This window comes from Flavobacterium algoriphilum (genome assembly GCF_048158655.1).
GTDB classification, from domain to species: Bacteria; Bacteroidota; Bacteroidia; order Flavobacteriales; family Flavobacteriaceae; genus Flavobacterium; species Flavobacterium algoriphilum.
Genome location: NZ_JBLNKY010000006.1, coordinates 240,940 through 250,255 on the forward strand (window position 1 = coordinate 240,940; position 9,316 = coordinate 250,255).

The window sequence follows — 9,316 nt, forward strand, 5'->3', positions numbered from 1 at the left end:
CCCTTAAAACAGGGACCAATTAGTACTCGGTACATTACAATCAAAGCCAATTTATTTTCTGCTCTTTTAATGAAATCTAATTCTTTAATGCTTTTTTCAGCGCACTCCAGCAATAAAGAGTCTTTTTTGCTTTTATTTTCAGTTCCTACCTACTTTTCTGAGGTCAACGCATTAAAATAAATGGAAGTTTAAACCACATAGAAACATAGTGTTTATTCCTTTAAAAATAAATGTTTACAGTGATAAGGGTTCACAATAGAAAAAGAGCATTGGCTTTTTTTCTATATCAACTAAATTTCGACTTTTTGGAACAGATTTAAACCAAAAATTAAATTCTATGTTTCTATGCGGTTCAATTTTTAATGCTTTTACCTGGCTTTTCTGAAGAGTAAAAATCAATAGTTAAAATTTCGAATGATTGTTTGGAAATCTTTAAAAAAAATGACAAATTTTATATTTTAAGATTAGCTATAATTACCCAAATTCACCAAAAAAAAATCAATAGAATTACAATAAAGTGATTAAAGTACAAAGACTATTTATTGCTTTTAACATTATTTTTTAATTAACAAATTTAATGTAATAAAACTATTAATTAATTGTAAATCAAGCAGTTAACGAGTTGTTTAGTATTAATTTTTTATAGTCGTAAAGCTTTTCTTAGTGAATTGTGTTCTTTGTCGGGAATAATAGAATGTTGTCTTGTTTAGGTCTGTTTGTTTTACTTTTTTTTTTGGTAATACTTAACTTTGGTTAACAAAAATTATTTGATTTAGGTTGTTTACCAAGCAATTTAATGTTAGAAGATGATGGACTACTTCAAATTAATTTTTGAAGATGTTTCGTTTTTCTGCAAGTTTTCTCCCCAGTCTGAAAACTTTTGTTCTAGACCTATCGGACTTAATTAAAATGCTAATTGTTTTAGATTAGAGTTTTAAGGTTGCTTTTTTAAGTGGCTATCTGGTTGATAAAGAATTTAGTTATTGTTCCCTACAATAAAAATTCTTTGGATGATGAGTACTTTATAAATGTTTTTATGAAGATGTTTCGTTTTTCTGCAAGTTTACCCCCAAGTCTGTAAATTTTCCTTTTTTCTAATTTATGATGTAAAAATACTTTTATTATGAAAAAGAATACAATTTCGAAGTTTTTCGATGTTTTAACCAGCAATTGTTGCTTATTTACGAAAAACACTATTTCAGAATTAAATTTTTTAAAATTTAAGGAGAGAAATTCTATTAATTGGCTGTCTAGTTTATGGCTGAGTTGTTGGCGCCACTCATTTGTTTTGTCGCTTATGTTAGGGACAATCCTGATGACGGGCTATACAGGTAATGCGCAGAATATTCAAGGTGTAGTGCCTGTAGCAACTCCAATATCAGGTTCTGGAGTTGACGGCGATGCCTTTGCTCACGAACCTATTGGTACTATTTATCAAGGTGTAGGAGACTTGTTTGACCTGTTACATCCTACTATTACCGGTCATGGTGTGATTAACCCAACTACCGGTGACGTTTTTTATAAACCTACCGACCCTGTCACTGTACCGGTCAGCTATTTTCTTCAGGATCCCTATCTAAATGATCCAACCACATTCACCTCTTCCAATAAAATAAATGATAATCCAAACACTTATACTTGGGGAGCGGGATCTTCACCTGATAAAAATGAAATCCAAAATGCTGGTGTTCATTTTAGTTATGGCGACCCAAGCGTAATAGGAGGAGTTAGTACTGATGGTCTAACCTTTGTTGCTGGCACTAGCGGACCTGGAGTTGCTACGGATTTGTGGGCTCTTTTTGCAGGTGACCGTCAGGTGACCAATGGGAGCAGTTACATAGATTTTGAGTTTTTACAGGCTCCCTTAACGATCACTGGAGCTACCTATGGTCCTGTTAACCCCCTTTCTGGTATTACTCCAATCATCAGTGGTAGTGGCGGATTTGTATCAGGTGGAACCCAGGGTGGACGTACAGTGGGTGACATATTGCTTACCATTGAATTTACCCAAGGAGGTGGTGATGCTACCGCCGTGATCCGAATATGGACAGAAATAACGCCGGGAGTTTTTGAATATGTAGTTCATCCCAACTCTGATTTTTTAGGAGAAATTTATTTAACCAATAACTTTTCGACTACCACAGTACCTTTTGATACATATGGAACATTTCCCGGTGTTTATGCTCCTAATCAATATGCTGAGGGAGCTATCAATCTTACACAAGTGTTCGCAACAGCAAACAGTAATCCATGCTTTACACTCAGTACGCTGTTTATTAGAACACGGTCTTCAGGAAGTTCAACGCAATCTGAATTGAAAGATTTTCCGGGAGCTCCCATTCAATTGAGTTTGAATTTTACTCCAAATGCTAATGCTGGTGCAGATAAAGTTTTAACTTGTACCACAACTTCTATTGCACTAAGCGGAAGTTCAACCACATCAGGAGCGACATTCTCTTGGGTCGCAAGTGATGGTGGTAACATCGTTTCAGGAGCAACTACAGCCACCCCAATTGTCAATGCAGCAGGTACGTATACATTAACTGTTACCAGTCCTGTCAGTGTTTTGTGTACCGCTACCGATGTAGCCGTGGTAACGTTAAATAATACGCCGCCAAATGCCAGTGCAGGAGCCGACAAAGTGTTGAATTGTACTGTTACTTCAATAGCATTGAGCGGTTCTTCCTCAACAGCAGGAGCTACTTTCTCATGGGTTGCAAGTAATGGAGGTAACATTGTTTCCGGAGCTACAACAGCGACACCAACTGTTAATGCTGCAGGTACATATACGTTAACCGTTACCGATCCAGCCAATGGATGTACTGCTACCGATGTAGCCTTGGTAACTTTAAACAATACGTCACCAAACGCAAATGCAGGAGCCGACAAAGTATTGACATGTACTACTACTTCAATTGCCCTGAGCGGCTCATCCTCTACAGCAGGAGCGACTTTCTCATGGGTTGCAAGCAACGGAGGTAACATTGTTTCCGGAGCCACTACGGCGACACCAACTGTTGATGCAGCAGGTACGTATACCTTAACCGTTACCGATCCAGCCAATGGATGTACTGCTACCGATGTAGCCTTGGTAACTTTAAACAATACGGCACCAAACGCAAATGCAGGAGCCGACAAAGTGTTGAATTGTACTGTTACTTCAATAGCATTGAGCGGTTCTTCCTCAACAGCAGGAGCGACTTTCTCATGGGTTGCAAGTAACGGTGGTAACATTGTTTCCGGAGCTACAACAGCGACACCAACTGTTGATTCAGCAGGTACGTATACCTTAACCGTTACCGATCCAGCCAATGGATGTACTGCTACCGATGTAGCCTTGGTAACTTTAAACAATACTGCACCAAACGCAAATGCAGGAACCGACAAAGTGTTGACTTGTACTACAACTTCAATTGCCTTGAGCGGTTCTTCCTCAACAGTAGGAGCGACATTCTCATGGGTCGCAAGCAACGGTGGTAACATTGTTTCCGGAGCTACAACAGCGACACCCACTGTTAATGCAGCAGGTACGTATACCTTAACCGTTACCGATCCAAGCAATGGATGTACTGCTACCGATGTAGCCTTGGTGACTTTAAACAATACGGCACCAAACGCGAATGCTGGAGCTGATAAAATGTTGACTTGTATTGTTACTTCAATTGCCTTGAGCGGTTCATCCTCAACAGCAGGAGCAACATTCTCATGGGCTGCCAGTAATTTTGGAAACATTGTTTCCGGAGCTACAACAGCGACACCAACTGTTAATGCAGCAGGTACGTATACCTTAACCGTTACCGATCCAGCCAATGGATGTACTGCTACCGATGTAGCCTTGGTAACTCTTGATGCTAATTTACCAAACGCTAACGCAGGAGCCGACAAAATATTGACATGTACTACTACTTCAATTGCCTTGAGCGGCTCATCCTCTACAGCAGGAGCGACTTTCTCATGGGTCGCTAGCGACGGTGGTAACATTGTTTCCGGAGCCACAACTGCCACACCAACAGTAAATGCTGCAGGTACATATACGTTAACAGTTACCAATCCAGCCAATGGATGTACTGCTACCGATGTAGCCTTGGTAACTTTAAACAATGCGGCACCAAACGCAAATGCAGGAGCCGACCAAGTGTTAACTTGTACTACTGTTTCAATTGCCTTGAGCGGTTCTTCCTCAACAGCAGGAGCGACTTTCTCATGGGTTGCAAGCAACGGTGGTAACATTGTTTCTGGAGCTACAACAGCGACACCAACTGTTAATGCAGCAGGTACGTATACCTTAACCGTTACCGATCCAAGCAATGGATGTACTGCTACCGATGTAGCCTTGGTAACTTTAAACAATACGGCACCAAACGCAAATGCAGGAGCCGACGAAGTGTTAACTTGTACTACTATTTCAATTGCCTTGAGCGGTTCTTCCTCAACAGCAGGAGCGACTTTCTCATGGGTTGCAAGTAACGGTGGTAACATTTTTTCCGGAGCTACAACAGCGACACCAACTGTTAATGCAGCTGGTACGTATACCTTAACCGTTACCGATCCAAGCAATGGATGTACTGCTACCGATGTAGCCTTAGTGACTTTAAACAATACACCACCAAATGCAGTTGCAGGTATTGATGTTCAGATATTATGCGGTGAAACTACTGCATTATTATCAGGATCTTCATCTACAGCAGGAGCAACTTTCTCCTGGATTGCCAGCAATGGTGGAAATATTGTTTCAGGAGCCACAACTGCCACACCAACAGTAAATGCAGCAGGTACATATACATTAACCGTTACTAATCCAGCTAACGGATGTACTGCTACGGATGTGGTTCTGGTTACTAATCAAATTTGTGCATTTGAGGGCTGTACTTTAGGATACTGGAAAAACCATACTAATAGATGGTGTTCAACCTATACCCCTTCAATGCTGTTTGGTGATGTGTTTGTAAATGCACCATCGAACCTTGCTAATTTAACTTTGTTGCAAGCGCTGAATTTAGGTGGTGGAGGTATTTATAACTTAGCTCGTCAAGGAGTAGCGGCTTTATTGAATGCATGTAGCGACGAAGTTGATTATCCGGCGCCTTATTCTGATAATCCTCAATCGGTAATAAATGTTGTTAATGCAGCGTATTTAGCTGGAGGAAAAGCGCCTGGAATATTAGCAACTGAATTGGATATGCTTAATAATTCAGGATGTCCTTTAGGGGGAACTAGTGCTACTAAAAAAGAAGGTAGTCTAGGTACTGAACCTGTAGGTTTTGATGCCTACCCAGTTCCCTTTAAAGATGTGCTTACTATTAAATACAAATTTGATTACGTGTCCGATGTAAAAATTGAAGTATTTAATTCAGTTGGAACAGCTGTACTTTCAAAAACAGATTCCAATAGTTATTTAAACAAAGAAGTTGCACTAAACCTTAAAATGAATAGAGGACAAGAGCAAGTTTATGTAGTGAAAGTAACTACGGATAGAGGAAGCAGTGTTAAAAAAGTAATGTCTTCAAAATAGATTTTAAATAATTTCCTAATCCTTAAAAAAGAAGCAGACGGATTAGATATAAAATTAAACCTCGAAAGTAAAATTTTCGAGGTTTTTTTATGCTTTTTTTTTAATTGAGTTTAAGTTTTTATATAAAAAAAAGCTTTGAGATTGATGAAGTTTTTTTGTTCTCTGCAATAAAAAATTCTTTGGATGATAGCGTATTTCATAACTTTTGAGCTGTTTTAGGGCTTGAAAACGCAACTATTACCATCCCAAACTCTTTGGTGTCTAGGGGTTGTAAAGTGTTTAACTTGACAGGTCCCATGTCTTTTTAGGCGTTAACTTTCGAGTCGGACTTGTTGTTTTTTAATGCTTTATACTTTACGATAAACTCATCGGCATATTCTAAAATATGTGTATCGTAGGGTTGAACAAATAACATAGGTTTGCCACTTATTCTATCGCTGGTATTTTTTTATAAAAATCAACTCAGCAGCATAAAAAGGGTCAATAAATCTTGACGTTACAATGGTTCTGTGGCTAATAGAATTATTGACATCACGATAGCTTTCTACCAATCGAGTGGTAGAATTCCACTTTTGATGTTTGTGGATTTTTGCGACATGTTAATTTGAAAAACATTGCAGAAAGTTGTAAAATAGTGCCAAATCAAATAACAGTTTATTTGGGACTTAAAATCGTATTATTACAAAACAGATGTTTACAAATATAAATGACACCTAAATGCTTCTGTTGTTACTTATTCAATGTACAAAAAATATATTTTTAACTTTACTTTAACTTTTAGAATGCTTAAACCTGCAAGTTGGGTTAAATCAAAAATCATATTCTATGTTCTATTTGGTTCATTTTTTAATGTGTTTTACCTGACTTTTCGGAAGAACAAAAATTAATTGTTAAAATTTCTTATGATTGTTTCTGAAATATTAAAACGAAGAGTCAATTTTAATAATTTAAGATTATCAATGAACATCTAAAATTGTTGTCTAAAAATTAATATAAATACAATTATATGATTAAAATGTAAAAGGAATTTATTGTCTTTAACATTATTTTTTGATTAACAAAATTTATGTAATAAAATTATTAATTAATTGAATATCAATTAGTTAATGAGTTTTTTAGTATTAATTTTTTACTGCTGTAAAGCTTTTCTTAGCGAACTATGTTCCTTGTCGGGAATAATAGAATGTTGTCTTGTTTGCCTTTATTTTTTTTTCGTTTTTTACTGTAATACCTAACTTTGGTTTAACAAAAAATTATTTGATTTTAAGTTGTTTATCAAGCAACTTTCAGATTAATGTAAGGATCTTTTTGTTTCCCCATAATAAAATATCCTTAAATGATGGAGTACTTCATAAAATTATTTTTTTGAAGATGTTCGTTTTTCTGCAAGTTTTCTCCCCAAATCTGAAAACTTTTGTTTCATCCTATTTTTTTAATTTCAATGCTAATTGTTTTAGATTAGAGTTTTAAGGCTGCTTTTTAAGCGGCTATCCGGTTATTAAAAGAAATTTAGTTAGAGTTCATTCCTATAAAATTCTTTTGATGATAGTAAACTTCAGAATTCTTTTGAAGGTTGTTATTTGGGTAAATGAAAGAGTATAATTATGGCTCTCGCCATAAATATTCTTTTGCTGATTGAAAACTTCAGAATTCTTTCTGAGGGGTGTTTTGTTATTTTTTTGTAGTGTTTTTACCTTTATCTATATCTGCAGACCTGCCTTGTCTAAATAACAATGTATCAGATATATGTAAGGTTAAAAAACACATTTTATTTTCTGTATCCCTTTTTCTACTATCCTAATTTTTAATTAATGCTGTGGTATTAAAACTTTAAAATAATTATTATGAAAAAACATGTTTTATTAAATTTTTCAGCGTTTTTCAGTAATCGGGATAATGTCTTGATTAAGGAGGAAAATGTATTTAAAATCGGTTTAAGTCTAGTGAATTATTCACTGACTAACATGAGTGAACATTTTTTTGAGGAAACTTCTAAGAATAAAAATTTTATTTCAAGTATGTTTTTACTTGTTATGCTTTTTCTTTTTACAAGTTTTCTGTATGCTCAACAACCTTCCTGTAATCTGTCAGGTCCGTTAAGGGGGTATTTTGATCCTGGAGGAGGCAGCACAATAAGCATCAATTCAGATGTTTTTAACTCTGGCTCTAATACTGCTTATTCTTGGAAAATTGATGATAACATACCGGGGGCTACTATAGTTTCAGGTAAGGGCACCTCAAGTATTCAGTTGAAAGCAGGTACTAAAGGAGGAAGCTTTGCCATAAAGCTTACAGTCACAAATCATGATTTAAATAATAGAGATTCAAGTAAATCTTGCACATGCACTAAATCAGTTACTGTAAGCCGAAATTTAAATTATAAATGATAAAAATTTACACTATGGAAATTTCAAACAAAATTGAAGAATTGGGTGACTGTTACAAAAAATCCGATAATTCAAATAAAAAAAAGAATACTAAATTGGGATATTTTTCGCTGTTGCTGTTTTTACTGATGTCAACAGTTCAGATGGTTTATGCTCAAGTTCCTACTATTACAGGTTTTTCGCCGGCTAGTGCCAAAACGGGAGATATAGTTACCATTACAGGAACCAATTTTACGGGTGCTACATCAGTTAAATTTGGGACACAATCGGCCACTTCATTTACCGTTGTAAATTCCAGCACTATAACAGCTGTAGTGTCTTCATCAGGTGAGAGCGGTAGGATTTTTGTCACTACTTCTGGAGGAACTGCTGATATCGATAATTTTGTATTTATAGCACCACCATCATGTAACATAGTGGGACCTCTTAAAGCGTGTTTTGGTTCAAATCTTACGTTTACTGTCGAAATTGCAAATAGCGGTAATGATCAAACATCAGTACCTCCTGTTCCTGAGCTTATCTTAACATTCCCTCCGGGGGAGGATAACACTACAAATGGAGCAATGATTATATCTAATACGCCATTTGTTTATAATCCTGCTACAAATTCAGGAACTTTAACAGCAGTATTATTTCCGGGAACAACCCCGGGGAAAATTCTGGGCGTTTTAACTGTTAATGCTCCTGGAGGTAGTTCTGAATGTAGTGCCTCTATCGTAATAATAGATGTAAAAGTAACTACATCATTTGCTCCAATTACATGTTTTGGAGGTACTACTAATCTTGAAGTTAATGCAACTTCAAGTGGTAATACGGCTTATAAATATACACTGCATCGTGTTGGGTTTCCTGATGTAGTTATACCTTTCACGGCATTCACAACGGTTTTCTTTCCAAATGTTGTAGCTGGTAACTATTCAGTTACTGTAGAGGGTAACAACCAAATTGACGGTGTAGGATGTATAGCGGAAACAAATTTTGCGATTCAAGAACCTCCTTCAAATCCGGTAATATTCAATTGCCCAACAGATGTAACTGAAGCTTCTTGTCAGACACAAGATCAAATTAATACAAAATTTAATGCCTGGCTTGCAACTTTTAGTACAAGTGGTGGCGCTAACCCTGTATTAACAAGTAATCCTGTTACTCCTTTAGCACCAAATAATTGTGGAGGATCTACGACAGTTACATGGACATTAACCAGTGATTGCGAAGAAACTAAGACTTGCACAAGAACCTTTACGGTAACACCCGATTTAGTGGCACCAGTAATCACGGCTACCGGAACACCTACAAACGGTACTTTGGGTTGTAACCCAACAGCGGATGCAATAAATGCAGCGCTTGGAACAGCAACAGCCACCGATACTTGTGGTGCTGTAACTCCGACATTCACCGATGCAACAGTGGTAATCAC

Annotated in this window: 3 protein-coding genes; all 3 read left to right on the forward strand. The window is 36.6% G+C overall.

Annotated features, from left to right (window positions below; genetic code table 11):
* Positions 1-1,123 precede the first annotated feature (1,123 nt).
* Positions 1,124-5,512: a T9SS type A sorting domain-containing protein gene (locus tag ACM55G_RS12025; protein ID WP_416844182.1), complete on the forward strand. Its 4,389-nt coding sequence runs from the start codon at positions 1,124-1,126 to the stop codon at positions 5,510-5,512.
* Between the two features lie 1,844 nt (positions 5,513-7,356).
* A complete protein-coding gene (locus ACM55G_RS12030; RefSeq protein WP_416844183.1) occupies positions 7,357-7,899 on the forward strand; it encodes a hypothetical protein in 543 nt (180 codons plus the stop codon).
* A 14-nt stretch (positions 7,900-7,913) separates the two neighbouring features.
* On the forward strand, positions 7,914-9,316 hold a 1,403-nt coding region (locus tag ACM55G_RS12035), incomplete at its 3' end, for an IPT/TIG domain-containing protein (RefSeq protein WP_416844184.1).

Excerpts from the sequence above, each read along its gene's own strand:
- ACM55G_RS12025 (WP_416844182.1), top strand. The coding sequence starts at position 1,124 with ATGAAAAAGAATACAATTTCGAAGTTTTTCGATGTTTTAACCAGCAAT.
- ACM55G_RS12030 (WP_416844183.1), top strand. The coding sequence starts at position 7,357 with ATGAAAAAACATGTTTTATTAAATTTTTCAGCGTTTTTCAGTAATCGG.